Origin of the sequence: Pseudomonas benzenivorans (assembly GCF_024397895.1) — a bacterium.
In the GTDB taxonomy this organism is placed as follows: domain Bacteria; phylum Pseudomonadota; class Gammaproteobacteria; order Pseudomonadales; family Pseudomonadaceae; genus Aquipseudomonas; species Aquipseudomonas benzenivorans_A.
Genome location: NZ_CP073346.1, coordinates 2,634,430 through 2,649,557, shown reverse-complemented (window position 1 = coordinate 2,649,557; position 15,128 = coordinate 2,634,430). Strand labels below are relative to the sequence as shown.

Genomic DNA, 15,128 nt, shown 5'->3' with positions numbered 1-15,128 from the left:
CAGGTGAGGCCTCAACGTCTTCCGTCTTCAGGCGGCAGGCAGGACTCGGATCGAGACCTGCCCAGCCCCGCACACGAAGGGTGCAGGCCTTATTGCTTGGCCTTTTCCATGTGCTCGCTGGTGGCGTTGAAGACGCGCCGATAAGCGATCTCTTTGGGCAGGCGGCGGTATTCTTCGGAGAGAATTTCATTGCCCCAGGGGCCGGTGTACCCGGAGGCCTTGACGGCTTTGATGAAACCCACGACATCGAAATTGCCATCACCCGGAATTCTGCGCAGGTTGACGGTTTGTTCGATGAAACCAGGCGATCCAACTTCATTGAACACGTGCTGCAGTTCCGGCTCCGGTACAAACCCGTCATCGAGTTCGACTGCAACGATATTGCCCGGCTTCAGCGCGGCAATATCGTCATAGGTGATGGTGCTAATGTGATTGACGTGCCAGGTATCGAGATAGATCCCGCAATCCGGGTCATTGCCAATCCACTCGAGCGCCTGCTTCAGGGTGCGGGAGTTAGGATCTGGCGGCATGATCTCCATGCCCAGCTTCATGCCGGCCTGCTTGGTATCGGCGCACATATCGGCGAAGGTTTCCTTCAGCTGTGCAACCGGTGCCACCACGCCAAAGATATTGCCTACCTTCAGGTGACGGGCCTTGAGCACCTTGCCCGCTTCAAGCAGAAGGTCGCGAATTTCCTGTTCTTCCAAACGCTTGGGGTGACCTTCCGGATACATCCAGTTGACGAGAAACTCGAGCTCGACCGTCTTGATGCCATTCTTGTCGAGCTGCTCCTTCATCCACTGCAGCTTCTCGGTGCGGGTCTCGCCTTGGGCTTCATTTTTCAGGATGTAGGCAATGTCATCCTGGAACAGACCGATTCCGGTGAAGCCTACGCGCCCCAGTTCCTCGACCCGATCCTGGAAGCTCCAGGAGCTCCACATCCGACCACTGAACGGTTCTGTCGGCCCGGCGTGCATCCAGTGTGACGCCAGCAGCTGCTGGCCACTCGGCCCTTCTTGAGCCAGCACGCCAGTGCTGGAGAGTCCACCTGCCAACGTCAGGCAGAGTGCAGCAAGGGACTTCATGCGGAATGATTTCATTGTTGTTGTCTCCCGAATCCGGTGATTGGTTTGGAGCGTTTTGCAAGAACGCTGTCTTACGCTCACAACGGAAAGGGCAAACCCCATGCCAGAATATTTAACTTGCTGTTATTTAAATGTTTTTAAGAAATTGCACCGCAAATTTACAGGGGAGCACCGGGAAAACGTGACAACAGCTGTAATGACTCCTGTAAAGCTCGTTGTAACGACGTTACAGGTGTAATGAGGCGACGAACGTCGTGTTTCGGAAGTACGCCTCCTCGCGGTAGCTTGGTATAAGTACCGGCATAACAATCACAAGCAGCAGAGACAGCTCATGACCACCTCCTTGAGCCAGCGTCAGCACGTCGAATCCATCTTCAGGGCCTTGGCCAATCCGGCCCAGGCAGGAGAAGAGGAAATCATCGAGCGCTCCTGGCGACGGTGCATCGACCGCTATGGCCTCGACCCGAGCCGACCCACCCCGGCCCGCTACGTTCCCGCCCCCACGCTGCGCGAACGCCTGGATCAGGCCGATGCGCTGCTCCAGGTGGCCCGCTCCGGGGTCGAGCAGCTCTATCGCCAGGTGTCGTCTCTCGGCTATGTGGTTCTGCTCACCGATGCCCGTGGCATCGCCGTGCAGTTCCTCGGCGACGAGGCCAACCGGCACGAGCACCAGCGCAGCGGACTGTTCCTCGGGGCGGACTGGAGCGAGGCCCACGCCGGCACCTGTGCGGTGGGCACCTGCATCCAGGAGCGCACCGCCCTGACCTGCCACCACAGCGATCACTTCAGCGCCCACCATATCGGCCTGACCTGCACCGCCGCGCCCATCTTCGACCCCCACGGCGAGCTGCTGGCAGTGCTCGACATCTCCGCCTACCGCTCGCCGGAATCCAAGAGCTCGCAGACCTTCGCCCTGCAGCTGGTGAAGTTCACCGCCAAGATGATCGAGGATGCCTACTTCCTGCAGCAGTACAGCGGCTACCACCTGGTCGGCCTGGATCGCTCGCGGGAATTCGTGCAGATCTACCGGCGCTACCTGATCGCCATCGAGGAGGACGGCCGCCTGGTGGCCGCCAACACCGCCGGGCGCAAGCTCCTGGCTCACCATGAGCTGCCGTTGCCCGGTCCCGGGGAGACTCGTCCTTTCAAGGCCTGGAACATCCGCGACCTGCTCAACGCGGAGGTGGACGAGGTGCTGGCCATTCCCCAGAACACCGACGATCGGGTCCAGGCCTTCCATACCCGTCGCCACCACGAACTGCACTTCGCCACCCTGATCGAACCGCAACGCCGCCGCGCGCCCAGCGCCGGGGCGAGCCAGCAGGAGTCGAGCCTGGCGCCGCTGGAAGCGCTGGCCGACGACGATCCGGCGATGCGCGATACCCTGAACCGGGCCGCGCGGCTGCGCAACGAGCCGATCAACATCCTGGTGATCGGCGAGACCGGCACCGGCAAGGAGCGCATGGCCCGGGCGCTGCATGACTCGAGCCGGCGCCGCGACAAGCCCTTCGTGGCCATCAACTGCGCCGCCATGCCCGAGTCGCTGATCGAGAGCGAGCTGTTCGGCTATGAGCCGGGCAGCTTCACCGGCGCCCGCAGCAAGGGCATGAAGGGGCTGATCGCCCAGGCCGACGGCGGCACCCTGTTCCTCGACGAGATCGGCGACATGCCGCTGCAGCTGCAGACCCGGTTGCTGCGGGTGCTGGCCGAGCAGGAGGTGCTGCCCATCGGCGCCAGCCGGCCGATCAAGGTTGACCTGCGCGTGGTGGCGGCGACACACCGCGACCTGCGCATCCTGATCGAGGCGGGCGGCTTCCGCGAGGACCTGTTCTACCGTTTGAACGGCGCCAGCCTGCGCCTGCCGCCCCTGCGCGAGCGGGCCGACCAGAGCTACCTGATCCGGCGACTGCTGCAGGAGCTGCAGGCCGAGCGCGGCGGACAGCGGGTGCGGCTGCGCGGCGACGCCATGAGCGCCCTGCTGGCCTACCCCTGGCCCGGCAATATCCGCGAGCTGCAGAACGCCCTGCGCTATGCGCTGGCCACCTGCGAAGGCGACGAGGTGGTGGTCAGCGATCTGCCGGCGGAATGCACCAGCGGGCGCCTGGCGCATCCCGCGGCACGCATTCCCGCCGGCACGCCGGATGCGGCCGGGATCGCGCCCGGGCCGGGCCGCGGCGAGGATCCGCTGCAGGAAGCCCTGAGCCGGCTGCACTGGAACATCAGCGCCGTGGCCCGGGAACTGGGATTGTCGCGGCCGACCATCTACCGGCACATGAAGCGCCTGGGCATCGTGCCGCCGAACCTGCAGGACGCGTCCTGAGTCTCGGACTCAGGCGCTTTAGGTCCGCGGCACCGGCTGCCGAACAGGCAGCCAGCGCGCCGGACGGATCGCCTACTCCTTGGGCTTGTTCAGCTTGGGGTTGGGGAAGAACTGCACGGCCTTGACCTTGGGATCGGCGGCCTTGGGTTTCAGCGCGCTGACGTTGACCCGGGTCGGCAGTTCCTTGGGCACCGAGTTGCCACGCTCGTCCAGGGTGTCGGCGTAGCCGCAGCTGACGCACTCGCGGTGCGGCACGCCGTCCTCGTCCCACATCTTGATGGTGTCCATCTCGCTGCAGGCCGGGCACACCGCGCCGGCGATAAAGCGTTTGGTGGTGATGCTCATGGGCGCTCCGCTTACGCGGCCTCCTGGCTCAGTCCGAGGTGACGCAGCAGGGCGTCGATGCGCGGCTCGCGGCCGCGGAAATCGACGAACAGCACCATGGGTTCCTCGGAACCGCCGCGCGCCAGGATCGCCTCGCGGAAGGCGCGGCCGGTGTCGCCGTTGAACACGCCCTCCTCCTCGAAGCGCGAGAAGGCGTCGGCGGACAGCACCTCGGCCCACTTGTAGCTGTAGTAACCGGCCGCGTAGCCGCCGGCGAAGATGTGGGCGAAGCCGTTGGCGAAGCGGTTGTAGGCCGGCGGACGCAGCACCGAGACCTCGTCACGCACGCCCTCGAGCACCTGCAGCACGCTGCGGCCGTCGCCGTGGTGGGCGTGCAGCTCGAAGTCGAACAGGGAAAACTCCAGCTGGCGCACCATCATCAGCCCGGACTGGAAGTTCTTCGCCGCCAGCATCTTGTCCAGCAGGTCCTGGGGCAGCGGCTCGCCGCTCTCGAAATGGCCGGAGATCAGCGCCAGGCCTTCGGGCTCCCAGCACCAGTTCTCCATGAACTGGCTGGGCAGCTCGACCGCGTCCCAGGCCACGCCGTTGATGCCCGAGGCGCCGGCCTGCTCGACCCGGGTCAGCAGGTGGTGCAGGCCATGGCCGAACTCGTGGAACAGGGTGGTGACCTCGTCGTGGGTCAGCAGCGCCGGCTTGCCGTTCACCGCAGGGGTGAAGTTACACACCAGGTTGGCCACCGGGCTGATCAGCTCGCCGCTGGCGCTGCGGCGCTTGTCGCGGGCGCCGTCCATCCAGGCGCCGCCGCGCTTGTGGGCGCGGGCGTAGAGGTCGAAAAAGAAGCGCCCGACGTGCTGGCCGTGCTCCTTGATCTCGAACAGGCGCACGTCCGGGTGCCAGGTGTCGAATCCGGAGAGCTCCTGGATCTGGATGCCGTAGAGCTTCTCGACCATGGCGAACAGGCCGCTCAGGACCTTGTCCACCGGGAAGTAGGGCCGCAGGATCTCCTGGGAGATGCTGTAGCGCTGCTCGCGCAGCTTCTCGGCGTAGTAGCCGACATCCCAGCTCTGCAGGTCGTTGCAGCCCTGCTCGGCGGCGAAGGCCTTGAGCTCTTCCAGGTCCTGGGCGGCGAAGGGCTTGCTGCGCACCGCCAGGTCGCGCAGGAAGCTCAGCACCTGCTCGCTGGACTCGGCCATCTTGGTGGCCAGGCTCAGCTCGGCGTAGTTGCCGAAGCCCAGCAGCCTGGCCAGCTCCTGGCGCAGGTCGAGGATCTGCTCCATCACCGGGCCGTTGTCGTGCTGGCCGGCGTTCGGCCCCTGGTCGGAGGCGCGGGTGCAGTAGGCGGAATACAGCTCTTCGCGCAGCGCGCGGTCGTCGGCGTAGGTCATCACCGCGTAGTAGCTGGGGAACTCCAGGCTGATCAGCCAGCCGTCCAGGCCCTTGGCCTCGGCCGCCTGCTGCATCTGCGCCTTGGCCGACTCGGTCAGGCCAGCCAGCTGGGCCTCGTCGGCGATGTGCTTGGTCCAGGCCTGGGTGGCGTCGAGCAGCTGGTTGGAGAAACGGCTGCCTAGCTCGGCGAGCTTGCTCTGGATGGCGCCGAAGCGCTGCTTGTCGGCCTCTGGCAGGTCGATGCCGGACAGGTGGAAATCGCGCAGGGCGTGCTTGAGGATGGTCTGCTGGGCCACCTCGAACCGGGCCGCGGCCGGGCTGTCGGCCAGAGCCTGGTAGGCTTGGTAGAGCGCGCGGTTGTGGCCCAGCTCGGTCCAGTATTCGGACAGCTTGGGCAGGCAGGCCTCGTAGGCCTGACGCAATTCGGCGCTGTTGCACACGGCGTTGAGGTGGCTGACCGGGCCCCAGGCGCGGCCGAGGCGAGCGTGCAGCTCATCGAGCGCCAGCACCAGGCCGTCCCAGCTCGGTGTGCCAGACTGCTGCTTGAGCAGTTCGCCGATCGCCGCGCGGCTGTCGGCGAGGATGGCGTCCATCGCCGGCTCGACATGCTCGGGGCGGATGGCGGAATAGGGTGGCAGGTCGAAGTCTTGCAGCAGGGGGTTGTTGGCAGTCACGACTGAGTCACCTGTAACCAAGGGAGTTTCATGCTGATGCCGGCGCTGGCAAAAAGCCTGCAGAGCCAAGTTTCAGCGGATTTGCCAGCTATCTTAATTACAATCAACGCTCACCGCAGCCCAAGAGGTTTCTATCGTGGCGATTCGCAGTTACCAACAGTTCACCCCGCAACTCGGCGAGCGGGTGTTCGTCGACGCCTCCGCCGTGATTCTCGGCGACGTGGAGATCGGCGACGACAGCTCGGTCTGGCCGCTGGTGGTGATCCGCGGCGACATGCACAGCATCCGCATCGGCGAGCGCTCCAGCGTCCAGGATGGCAGCGTGCTGCACATCACCCACGCCGGCCCCTTCAACCCCGGCGGTTACCCGCTGAACATCGGCGACGATGTGACCGTAGGCCACAACGTCACCCTGCACGGCTGCAGCGTCGGCAATCGGGTGCTGATCGGCATGGGCAGCATCATCATGGACGGCGTGGTGATCGAGGACGAGGTGGTGCTCGGCGCCGGCAGCCTGGTGCCACCGGGCAAGCGCCTGGAAAGCGGCTACCTGTACGTCGGCAGCCCGGCCAAACAGGCCCGCCAGCTGACCGAGGAGGAACGCAGCTACTTCCGCTACAGCGCCGACAATTACGTGCGCCTGAAGGACCAGCACCTGATGGAAGGCTTCTCCTCCAACTGATCGCGCCCCGCACAAGGTTGTCCATGCACTACCGGAACGTCCTCTTCGACCTCGACGGCACCCTCACCGACCCGCGCGAGGGCATCACCCGCTCGGTGCAGTACGCCCTGGCCCAGCTGGGCATCGACGAACCCGACCTGCAGGCCCTGGAGCACTTCATCGGCCCACCGCTGCTGCATTGCTTCATGCACAGCTATGCCTTCGACGAGGCCACCGCCTGGCAGGCGGTGCGCCATTACCGCGAGCGCTTCGCCGAGGTCGGCCTGTACGAGAACCGCGTGTTCGACGGCGTCGACCCCCTGCTCACGGCCCTGGCCGCGCAGGGTCGCACCCTGTACATCGCCACCAGCAAGCCGACCCTGTTCGCCGTGCAGATCGCCGAGCACTTCGGCTTTGCCCGACATTTCCGCGCAATCCACGGCAGCGAGCTGGACGGCACCCGCACCGACAAGGCCGAGCTGATCGGCCATCTGTTGCACGTGGAAGGATTACACGCCGCCAGCACGCTGATGATCGGCGACCGCAAGCACGACCTGATCGGCGCCCGGCGCAATGGCCTGGATGCGGCGGCGGTGGGCTATGGCTTCGGCAGTGCCGCGGAACTGCAGGCCGAGGCGCCGACCTATCACTTCGCCACGCTGGACGAGCTGCACCACGCGTTCGCCGCCTGAACTCCAGGCGCTCAGCCGTTCTTCTGGTAGAGGATCTTCTTGGTGCCGTTTTCGCAGCTGCCGACCACCATGCTCGGGTCGTGCACCTCGTCGTTCTCCACGATCTCCAGGGTATAGCTGGCCACCCCGGCCGCCTGGATCTTCACCTCGATCTCCTGCTTCAGCTCCTCGCAGGGCTTGGGCTGCGCCAGCGCGACGGCGCCGAGCAGGCCCAACACAGGTACCAGCATCCATCTGTTCATGCGCTGCGCCTCTCTGGTTCGAACGATTCCTAGGGTTGGACCGCCGCGGCCGGAGCAAGGTTCTGCTCGGCGGCCTGCAAGGCCTGCAGCGCCTCGGTGCGCTGCGACGGCGACAGCTGGCCGAGCCGCTCGACGCGCCGGTAGAAGGCCGGCCAGTCCCCCGCCACTTGGCGGAACAGCCCGGCGAAGGCCGGCACCCAGCGATCATACAGGCCGAAGGGCAGCAGCTTGGCGTTGTTCAGCGGCGCCTCGATCCAGGCGTCGTAGCGCCCCACGCCGCCCCATTCACGCTCGCGCAGCGCCCGGTAGTCGCGGCGCAGGCGCTCGAACTCGGCCTGCTTGGCGGCGCGCTTGGCCGCCAGCGGCAGATCGCGGGCATACAGGCGGCGCAGGCGCTCGCGGCTGGCCAGCACCAGTTCGGTGAGCCGGGCGCGCTGCCGGTCCTGCGCCGCGTCTGCCTCGGGCAGGCCACGGCTCCCGCGCCACTGACGCAGGCCCTCGCGCTCGACGAAGCTGGCGAATGACTCGTTGAACGCCGTGTCGTCGACCACGTACAGCTGCTGGTGCGCCAGTTCGTGGAAGATCACCGCCACCAGGCGCTCGTCGCTCCAGGCCAGCATGGTGTTGAGCAGCGGGTCATCGAACCAGCCCAGGGTCGAATAGGCCTCCACGCCGCCGATATAGGTGTCCAGCCCCTGCTGACGCAGCAGCGCGGCCGCGCCGCGGGCACGGCCCTGGCTGTAGTAGCCTCGGTAGGCGACGCAGCCGGCGATGGGAAAGCAGTGCAGCTCGGGCTCCACGGAAAACTCATCGGTGGCGAACAGGTTCCACACCACATAGGGCCGCTGCAGGTCGGCGTACAGCCGGTAGCTCTGGTTGTCCGGCAGGGCCAGTTCGGCACTGGCGAAACGCCGCGCCTGCAGGGCCAGGGCCAGGCGCTGGCGCAGCGGCGCGGCGGTGGCGGGGTCGGCCAGCAGGCGCTCCACCGGCTGGCGCGCGCGCAGCACCTCGAGCTGACCGCGCACCAGCTGGCCGTAGTAGTCCAGGGTGCTGCAACCGGCCAGCAGCAGCGCCGCCAGCAGCGGAACCCAGCGCCAGGCCGACGAGTCGATAGAGAAGGGAGTCGTGTTGTGCGTCATGCGCGCCACGCTAGCGCATTGCCGCCACTGCCTCCACCATGGGATCGGCCAAATCCGCGCCCGCCACTTCGTTTTGGAGACTGTCATGCGTCGCTTCGCCCTGATCGCCAGCCTGTCCCTGCTCGGTGCCTGCGCCTCGCCGTTGCCGCCGCACGACCCGGGCCAGGCCTGGGTCGAGCTGTACACCCCGGCCAGCGACCTGCTGATGGCCGACGAGCTCGACGGCGAGCGCCTCAACGACGGCCGCTACTTCCAGGTCTCGCCGGGCTCCCATGAGCTGATCAGCCGCTTCCTGTTCGAGGTGCCGGGTGGCGGTGGCGGCTCCGACATGATGTCCGAGCCGATCCAGCGCACCTGCGAGATCCGCGTGCGCTACGCCGACTTCGCCGCCGGCCAGCGCTACCGTCTGGAGGCGCGCTCCATCATGTACAACGCCCAGGCCTGGCTGTACGACGACCAGCGCAACGTCCTGGCCCGCGGCCGGGTGCTGCGCTGCGGCACCTTCTAAGCGTGACCTCGCCCTAGGCGCTCCGCCGCAGTTCCGCCAGCAGCTCGAAAGAGCGCAGGCGATCGTCGAAGTCGTACAGGTCGCCGGTAAAGATGAGCTCGTCGGCGCCGGTCTGCTCCAGTAGCACCTCCAGCCGCGCCCGCACCTTCTGCGGGCCGCCTATCACCGCCAGACCGAGGAAATCGCCCACCGCCTGCTTCTCGTGGGGCAGCCAGAGGCCGTCCATGCTCGACACCGGCGGGCGCTGCACCAGGCTCTGGCCACGCAGCAGGGCGAGCACGCGTTGGTACACCGAGGTCGCCAGGTAGTCGGCGCGCTCGTCGCTGTCGGCCGCCACCAGCGGCACGCCGAGCATCACATAGGGCCGCTCGAGCACCGCCGAGGGCTTGAAATGGTTTCGGTAGACGCGGATCGCCTCGTGCAGGTAGCGCGGCGCGAAGTGCGAGGCGAAGGCGTAGGGCAGGCCCATCTGCCCGGCCAGCTGGGCGCTGAACAGGCTGGAGCCGAGCAGCCAGAGGGGCACCTGGGTGCCGCAGCCGGGCATGGCGATTACCCGCTGCTCGGGGCTGCGCGGGCCCAGGTAGCGTTGCAGCTCGGCGACATCCTCGGGGAAGTCGTCGGCGCTGCCGGAGCGTTCGCGGCGCAGCGCCCGGGCGGTGAACTGATCGGCGCCCGGGGCCCGGCCCAGGCCCAGCTCGATGCGCCCCGGATAGAGCGTGGCCAGGGTGCCGAACTGTTCGGCGATCACCAGCGGCGCATGGTTGGGCAGCATCACCCCGCCGGAGCCGAGGCGGATGCTCGAGGTGCCGGCGGCCAGGTAGCCGAGCAGCACCGCGGTGGCCGAACTGGCGATGCCGTCCATGTTGTGGTGTTCGGCCACCCAGAAACGGCTGAAGCCGAGGCGCTCGGCATGCCGGGCCAGCTTCAGCGAGTTGCCCAACGCCTGGGCGGGACCGCCGTCGTCGCGGATCGGCGCGAGGTCGAGTATGGAAATCCTGGTCTGGTCTAGAACGCTCATCGGCCCGCCTGCTCATAGTCCGCTCGTGATCGGCGCCGGGACGACGCCAATACCCGAGTGCAATAGTGGGGCTTAATCAGCGGATTCCAAGGGCCTCAGCTATTGGCGATGCGGAAACCGATCCTGAGGGTCACCTGGTAGTGGCCGACCTTGCCGTTCTCGATGTGCCCGCGGGTTTCCATCACCTCGAACCATTCGAGGTTGCGAATGGACTTGGCGCACTCGGCCAGGGCGTTGTTGATCGCCTCGTCGGAACTGACGGGCGATGAGCCGACGATCTCGATTTTCTTGTAGGTGTGATGGTTCGACATGGCGATTCCTCCTCTGGGCGATAGTTAAACGCTAGACGAGAAGTGCCGGCCATGTGCTCCGGATTGTTGCGGAACCGGCCGGCCGCTCAGCCGCCCAGCTCGCCGCGCAGCCACTCGGCCAGCAGCTCGGCACGCCTGTCCAGCTGCCGCGCCGGCACCCACAGGGCCAGGCGCGCCGGGGTCTCGACGAAGCCCCAGGGGGCCACCAGGCGACCGCTGGCGAGGTCATCGGCCACCAGCTGCTGCGGGGCGATGGCCACGCCCAGACCGGCGGCGGCGGCCTCCAGCAGGTAGTAGAGGTGCTCGAAGCCCTGCCCGAGGCTGAGGGTTTTCTCATCCAGCCCGCTGCGGCTCGCCCAGCTCGGCCAGGCCTGGGGCCGCGAGCTGGTGTGCAGCAACGGTTCGCCCAGCAGCGCCGTCACCGGCGCCCGGTGCAGCTCGGCGAAGCGCCCATGGTGCGGGCTGAGCACCGGGCCGATGCGTTCGGCGGCCAGCTCGAACACCTGCATGTCCGCCGGCCAGGGCGGCTCGGCGAACAGCAGGGTGGCATCGACCCCGGCGCGGCGCGGGTTCAGCTCGCCCTCGCTGGCCGACAGTTGCAGGCGCAGCTCCGGCAACTCGCGCTGCAGGCGGTCCAGTCGCGGGATGAACCAGCGCGCCAGCAGGCTGCCGGGGCAGGCGAGGACGAACGGCGCATCGGCCTGGACCTGCTGCAGCTCGGCGCAGACCGTGCGCAGGCGGGCGAAAGCCTCGCCGCTGGCGTCGCGCAGGCGCAGCCCGGAATCCGTGAGTTTAAGGCCGCGCCCGTCCTTGACGAACAGCGCCACTCCCAGGTGCTCCTCCAGCACCCTAATCTGCCGGCTGACCGCGCCATGGGTGACGTGCAGCTGCTCGGCCGCCTGGCTGACGCTCTGCAGCCGCGCCGCCGCCTCGAAGGCACGCAGGGCATTGAGTGGGGGAAGCTCCTGGCTCATATGTGAGATTTCCTGACAGGTCCAGGCGATCTTATCGCTTTTACCATCGGCGCCACAGCCTTATCCTCTGCCCATCGCCCATTCGCACGCTCCCCAGGAGAACGCCATGAACTCTTTGACCACCGGCCCCGACGCCAACGGCCTGTTCGGCTCGTTCGGCGGCCAGTACGTCGCCGAAACCCTGATGCCGCTGATCCACGAGCTGGCCGCCGAGTACGAGAAGGCCAAGCAGGACCCGGCGTTCGCCGAGGAACTGGCCTACTTCCAGCGTGACTACGTCGGCCGGCCCAGCCCGCTGTACTTCGCCGAACGCCTGACCGAGCACTGCGGCGGCGCCAAGATCTACCTCAAGCGCGAGGAGCTCAATCACACCGGCGCGCACAAGATCAACAACTGCATCGGCCAGATCCTCCTGGCCCGGCGCATGGGCAAGCAGCGCATCATCGCCGAGACCGGCGCCGGCATGCACGGCGTGGCCACCGCCACCGTGGCCGCGCGCTTCGGCCTGGAATGCGTGATCTACATGGGCACCACCGACATCGACCGGCAGCAGGCCAACGTCTTCCGCATGAAGCTGCTGGGCGCCGAGGTGATCCCGGTCACCGCCGGCACCGGCACCCTCAAGGACGCCATGAACGAGGCCCTGCGCGACTGGGTGACCAACGTCGACAGCACCTTCTACCTGATCGGCACGGTCGCCGGCCCGCACCCCTACCCGGCGATGGTCCGCGACTTCCAGGCGGTCATCGGCAAGGAAACCCGCGAGCAGATGCAGGCCCAGGAAGGCCGCCTGCCCGACAGCCTGGTCGCCTGCATCGGCGGCGGCTCCAATGCCATGGGCCTGTTCCACCCCTTCCTCGACGACGAGTCGGTGCAGATCGTCGGCGTCGAGGCGGCCGGTTACGGCATCGACACCGGCAAGCACGCCGCCAGCCTCAACGGCGGGGTGCCGGGCGTGCTGCACGGCAACCGCACCTTCCTGCTGCAGGACGACGACGGCCAGATCATCGACGCCCACTCGATCTCCGCCGGCCTCGACTACCCGGGCATCGGCCCGGAACACGCCTGGTTGCACGACATCGGCCGGGTCGAATACACCTCGGTGACCGACGACGAGGCCCTGGCCGCCTTCCACCAGTGCTGCCGCCTGGAGGGCATCATCCCGGCCCTGGAAAGCGCCCACGCCCTGGCCGAAGTGTTCAAGCGCGCGCCCTCGCTGCCCAGGGATCACCTGATGGTGGTCAACCTGTCCGGCCGCGGCGACAAGGACATGCAGACCGTGATGCACCACATGAGCGAACAGGAGAAGCACGCATGAGCCGCCTGCAGAGCCGCTTTGCCGAGCTGAAAGAGCAGAACCGCGCCGCCCTGGCGACCTTCGTCACCGCCGGCGACCCGAACTACGACACCTCCCTGGCGATCCTCAAGGGCCTGCCGGCGGCCGGCGCCGACGTAATCGAGCTGGGCATGCCGTTCACCGACCCGATGGCCGACGGCCCGGCCATCCAGCTGGCCAACATCCGCGCCCTGGCCGCCAAGCAGGACCTGGCCAAGACCCTGCAGATGGTCCGCGAATTCCGTGAAGGCGAGCAGAAGACGCCGCTGGTGCTGATGGGCTACTTCAACCCGATCCACAAGTACGGGGTCGAGCGCTTCATCGCCGAGGCCAAGGAGTCCGGGGTCGACGGCCTGATCGTGGTCGACCTGCCGCCGGAACATAACGCCGACCTGTGCGACCCGGCCCAGGTCGCCGGCCTGGACTTCATCCGCCTGACCACCCCGACCACCGACGATGCGCGCCTGCCCAAGGTGCTCAACGGCAGCTCCGGCTTCGTCTACTACGTCTCGGTGGCCGGCGTCACCGGCGCCGGCTCGGCCACCGTCGAGCATGTCGAGCAGGCGGTGGCACGCCTGCGCCGCCACACCGACCTGCCGATCAGCATCGGCTTCGGCATCCGCACCCCGGACCACGCGGCGACCATCGCCCGCCTGGCCGACGGCGTGGTGGTCGGCTCGGCGCTGATCGACCAGATCGCCAATGCCCAGGACGACAAGCAGGCCGTGGACGGCGTGCTCGGCCTGTGCCGCCAACTGGCCGAAGGGGTACGCGGCGCGCGCGGCTAAAGCCCAAACCCCAGCCAAGAAAAAGCCGCTGTTACCATGAGGGAACAGCGGCTTCTTAATGTCTAGCGTTCCGCCGGCGAAGGGTTACGGCCAATAGCCCTGGCGGGTGGTGCGTGAGAAGCGCGACTGTCGCAACAGGCGAGCCCTGCAGCGGAACAAGGCCGATAACCATGCTGATCTTCGGGATCGTTTGAACGCTTGGCCCCCGCTGTGCGAACTACAGAATGGCCAGGGCATTACAGCCCACAACAGGCCGGGTATACGCATGCAACCGCACTGACGACAGCCTTGAAAAGCGATTCCTCACTGCTTGTGGGGAGCACCCATATATACTTGTTAGGTTCGCGCTTGAGCCGAACGCTGTAAGCGGAAACAGCACGATTTCCAACATTGCTTTTGATTGTCTGTGCTGTTTCATGCGTTTCCTTCGCTTTGTTTCTTGGTCTGCCTTATAGCCAGCTTAATGAGCTGGTTATAAACCAAATAAATCAGAGCCCGAATTCAACCATTTGTTTTATTTTTGTAGCTTTCTCGAAATGGTCTAGTTTGTGGTTTTTTATCCACCATGTTGCAGCCTCCATAAGAAGCTCTGGGTCATCATTTTTATTTGCGAAGAAGGCGTAAAAAGAAACGCCAACTGACTCACCCTTGGCGAGTATTTTCTTCGCACACACACCGATAATTTTCTTTCTTAAAACTTGTCGCATTAATTTGAGTTACCCTGTGCCTAACGTCTCTTGGAGCGTAGTGCTAGCCATATGCCTACACATTTTCGTCATAGATTCGTGTGAAGTTGGCAAATTCCGTACCTTCTAAGTCTTTCGCGATCACTGCCTTTGCAGTCTCAAAGTCCACTACGAAATTGCAGACCTCCATTGTGCCGCTGCCAATGCTGCCACCGTCACAAGCACCAAGGCCCGCCCAACCGAGAGTTTCATTCATTCTTTCTTCTAGGCGGTGTCGTTTCTCGACATCCTCCCGCGACCCCATGCCATCGACTGCGTACTCAATGAGTAGAGTGATGTGATCTTCAATATCGACCGGATGAAAGCCTTGGGCAACAAGGGTATCGATTTTCTTTTGTATCGATGCTTCCGCTTTTTTTAGGAGTGTAGATTTGACTGTTTTGGATTGGCCGGTTGTCCCAAGCTCACCCCAGTGAACGGTATGGGAACCATCTTCGTTGTCCCATGTTTCCCAGTAATCTTTCTTGGCGTCGGTGAGCCGATAGAGTTTCAGCATGTGGGTACTCGATATGGCTAACGTTTGAGCTAAGCGGCAGGCAAAAGCTAAGCTTTTGACTGTCCAGCGAACGAAGTGAGCGAGGTTGAGCGCGTAGTTAGAAAGCTACACCTTGGCTTCTTTTGTTAGCGTAAACTGAAAGCCGCCGACACCCCATGCCAGTATTAATTTTATAGCAAGCGCGCAGGAGAGAAATACTGCGAGACAGTTTGCGACTAGCATTGCTGGGATGTATAGGTTGCCGAAGTTCGTTAGGAACATATTTAGAGGTAGATTTACAAAAAGCAAGGGGATGATACTGAATAGAATGGTGAGCGCCAATAGTCGAAGTGCAAATTTAGCTGCAAGCCCAAAGGTTGCCTCTGGCTTTGTTTCCGATGCGTTTTCTTCCATGCGAATACTCCTTT

Annotated in this window: 17 protein-coding genes; 6 read left to right on the top strand and 11 right to left on the bottom strand. The window is 65.2% G+C overall.

The features are described 5' to 3' along the window. Positions 1 to 89: 89 nt before the first annotated feature. Positions 90 to 1,100, bottom strand: a complete 1,011-nt coding sequence (locus KDW96_RS12400; RefSeq protein ID WP_255836561.1) for a TIM barrel protein — start codon at positions 1,098 to 1,100, stop codon at positions 90 to 92. Positions 1,101 to 1,416: 316 nt separating this feature from the next. Here KDW96_RS12400 and KDW96_RS12395 point away from each other — a divergent pair, with 316 nt between their 5' ends. Beyond that, on the top strand, positions 1,417 to 3,405 hold the full coding sequence (locus KDW96_RS12395; protein ID WP_255836560.1) for a sigma-54-dependent Fis family transcriptional regulator: 1,989 nt from the start codon (positions 1,417 to 1,419) through the stop codon (positions 3,403 to 3,405). Between the two features lie 72 nt (positions 3,406 to 3,477). Here KDW96_RS12395 and KDW96_RS12390 read toward each other — a convergent pair whose 3' ends face one another. Together KDW96_RS12390 and prlC are read right to left on the bottom strand one after the other, a co-directional pair. Next, positions 3,478 to 3,750 (bottom strand): YheV family putative zinc ribbon protein, encoded by a 273-nt coding sequence (locus tag KDW96_RS12390; protein ID WP_255836559.1) that lies wholly within the window; start codon positions 3,748 to 3,750, stop codon positions 3,478 to 3,480. 11 nt (positions 3,751 to 3,761) lie between these two features. Further along, positions 3,762 to 5,810, bottom strand: a complete 2,049-nt coding sequence (prlC, locus tag KDW96_RS12385) for an oligopeptidase A (RefSeq protein WP_255836558.1) — start codon at positions 5,808 to 5,810, stop codon at positions 3,762 to 3,764. A 136-nt stretch (positions 5,811 to 5,946) separates the two neighbouring features. On the opposite strand from prlC, the gene KDW96_RS12380 reads away from it, so the two are divergent. Both KDW96_RS12380 and KDW96_RS12375 read left to right on the top strand, forming a co-directional pair. Continuing rightward, the gene (locus KDW96_RS12380) at positions 5,947 to 6,492 is read left to right on the top strand and encodes a gamma carbonic anhydrase family protein (protein ID WP_255836557.1); all 546 of its coding nucleotides are present in this window, start codon (positions 5,947 to 5,949) and stop codon (positions 6,490 to 6,492) included. Positions 6,493 to 6,515: 23 nt separating this feature from the next. Further along, positions 6,516 to 7,163, top strand: a complete 648-nt coding sequence (locus tag KDW96_RS12375) for an HAD family hydrolase (RefSeq protein WP_255836556.1) — start codon at positions 6,516 to 6,518, stop codon at positions 7,161 to 7,163. 11 nt (positions 7,164 to 7,174) lie between these two features. Here the strand turns inward: KDW96_RS12375 and KDW96_RS12370 are convergent, their stop codons facing one another. Both KDW96_RS12370 and KDW96_RS12365 read right to left on the bottom strand, forming a co-directional pair. After that, positions 7,175 to 7,405 (bottom strand): DUF1161 domain-containing protein, encoded by a 231-nt coding sequence (locus tag KDW96_RS12370; RefSeq protein WP_255836555.1) that lies wholly within the window; start codon positions 7,403 to 7,405, stop codon positions 7,175 to 7,177. 29 nt (positions 7,406 to 7,434) lie between these two features. Continuing rightward, positions 7,435 to 8,544, bottom strand: a complete 1,110-nt coding sequence (locus KDW96_RS12365) for an aminopeptidase (protein WP_255836554.1) — start codon at positions 8,542 to 8,544, stop codon at positions 7,435 to 7,437. Positions 8,545 to 8,629: 85 nt separating this feature from the next. Here KDW96_RS12365 and KDW96_RS12360 point away from each other — a divergent pair, with 85 nt between their 5' ends. Further along, positions 8,630 to 9,052, top strand: coding sequence for a PA0061/PA0062 family lipoprotein (locus KDW96_RS12360; protein WP_255836553.1), 423 nt, complete (start codon positions 8,630 to 8,632; stop codon positions 9,050 to 9,052). Positions 9,053 to 9,065: 13 nt separating this feature from the next. Here KDW96_RS12360 and KDW96_RS12355 read toward each other — a convergent pair whose 3' ends face one another. From KDW96_RS12355 to KDW96_RS12345, 3 genes are all read right to left on the bottom strand, one after another. Continuing rightward, positions 9,066 to 10,070, bottom strand: coding sequence for an LLM class flavin-dependent oxidoreductase (locus KDW96_RS12355; protein WP_255836552.1), 1,005 nt, complete (start codon positions 10,068 to 10,070; stop codon positions 9,066 to 9,068). 95 nt (positions 10,071 to 10,165) lie between these two features. Then, entirely contained in the window at positions 10,166 to 10,381 is a 216-nt protein-coding gene (locus tag KDW96_RS12350; protein ID WP_255836551.1) for a dodecin, read from the bottom strand. A gap of 86 nt (positions 10,382 to 10,467) precedes the next feature. Next, positions 10,468 to 11,355 (bottom strand): LysR family transcriptional regulator, encoded by an 888-nt coding sequence (locus tag KDW96_RS12345; RefSeq protein ID WP_255836550.1) that lies wholly within the window; start codon positions 11,353 to 11,355, stop codon positions 10,468 to 10,470. A gap of 106 nt (positions 11,356 to 11,461) precedes the next feature. On the opposite strand from KDW96_RS12345, the gene trpB reads away from it, so the two are divergent. Together trpB and trpA are read left to right on the top strand one after the other, a co-directional pair. Next, positions 11,462 to 12,673 (top strand): tryptophan synthase subunit beta, encoded by a 1,212-nt coding sequence (gene trpB, locus KDW96_RS12340; protein ID WP_255836549.1) that lies wholly within the window; start codon positions 11,462 to 11,464, stop codon positions 12,671 to 12,673. After that, positions 12,670 to 13,479 (top strand): tryptophan synthase subunit alpha, encoded by an 810-nt coding sequence (gene trpA / locus KDW96_RS12335; protein WP_255836548.1) that lies wholly within the window; start codon positions 12,670 to 12,672, stop codon positions 13,477 to 13,479. Before trpB ends, trpA begins: the two co-directional genes overlap by 4 nt. Before the next feature lie 488 nt (positions 13,480 to 13,967). On the opposite strand, the gene KDW96_RS12330 is transcribed toward trpA, so the two are convergent. From KDW96_RS12330 to KDW96_RS12320, 3 genes are all read right to left on the bottom strand, one after another. Then, a complete protein-coding gene (locus KDW96_RS12330) occupies positions 13,968 to 14,186 on the bottom strand; it encodes a DUF6500 family protein (protein WP_255836547.1) in 219 nt (72 codons plus the stop codon). 55 nt (positions 14,187 to 14,241) lie between these two features. Further along, complete coding sequence (locus KDW96_RS12325) at positions 14,242 to 14,721, bottom strand: WGR domain-containing protein (protein WP_255836546.1); 480 nt, start codon at positions 14,719 to 14,721, stop codon at positions 14,242 to 14,244. A gap of 105 nt (positions 14,722 to 14,826) precedes the next feature. After that, on the bottom strand, positions 14,827 to 15,114 hold the full coding sequence (locus KDW96_RS12320; protein WP_255836545.1) for a hypothetical protein: 288 nt from the start codon (positions 15,112 to 15,114) through the stop codon (positions 14,827 to 14,829). Positions 15,115 to 15,128 lie beyond the last annotated feature (14 nt).